Here is a 939-nt window from a genome sequence, read left to right on the forward strand (position 1 = left end):
CCGTGTGTCTCCCGTGATAACATTCTCCGGTATTCGCAGTTTGCATCGGGTTGGTAAGTCGGGATGACCCCCTTGCCGAAACAGTGCTCTACCCCCGGAGATGAATTCACGAGGCGCTACCTAAATAGCTTTCGGGGAGAACCAGCTATCTCCCGGTTTGATTGGCCTTTCACCCCCAGCCACAAGTCATCCGCTAATTTTTCAACATTAGTCGGTTCGGTCCTCCAGTTAGTGTTACCCAACCTTCAACCTGCCCATGGCTAGATCACCGGGTTTCGGGTCTATACCCTGCAACTTAACGCCCAGTTAAGACTCGGTTTCCCTTCGGCTCCCCTATTCGGTTAACCTTGCTACAGAATATAAGTCGCTGACCCATTATACAAAAGGTACGCAGTCACCCCATAAAAGAGGCTCCCACTGCTTGTACGTACACGGTTTCAGGTTCTTTTTCACTCCCCTCGCCGGGGTTCTTTTCGCCTTTCCCTCACGGTACTGGTTCACTATCGGTCAGTCAGGAGTATTTAGCCTTGGAGGATGGTCCCCCCATATTCAGACAGGATACCACGTGTCCCGCCCTACTCATCGAGCTCACAATATGTGCATTTTTGTGTACGGGGCTGTCACCCTGTATCGCGCGCCTTTCCAGACGCTTCCACTAACACACACACTGATTCAGGCTCTGGGCTCCTCCCCGTTCGCTCGCCGCTACTGGGGGAATCTCGGTTGATTTCTTTTCCTCGGGGTACTTAGATGTTTCAGTTCCCCCGGTTCGCCTCATTAACCTATGGATTCAGTTAATGATAGTGTGTCGAAACACACTGGGTTTCCCCATTCGGAAATCGCCGGTTATAACGGTTCATATCACCTTACCGACGCTTATCGCAGATTAGCACGTCCTTCATCGCCTCTGACTGCCAGGGCATCCACCGTGTACGCTTA

At 51.9% G+C, this 939-nt stretch carries 1 rRNA gene; it reads right to left on the minus strand.

The features are described from left to right. Positions 1-939, minus strand: a 23S ribosomal RNA gene (locus ACS8YF_RS19650); the annotation flags it as partial.

Origin of the sequence: Salinisphaera sp. SWV1 (assembly GCF_052044155.1) — a bacterium.
Lineage (GTDB): Bacteria > Pseudomonadota > Gammaproteobacteria > Nevskiales > Salinisphaeraceae > Salinisphaera.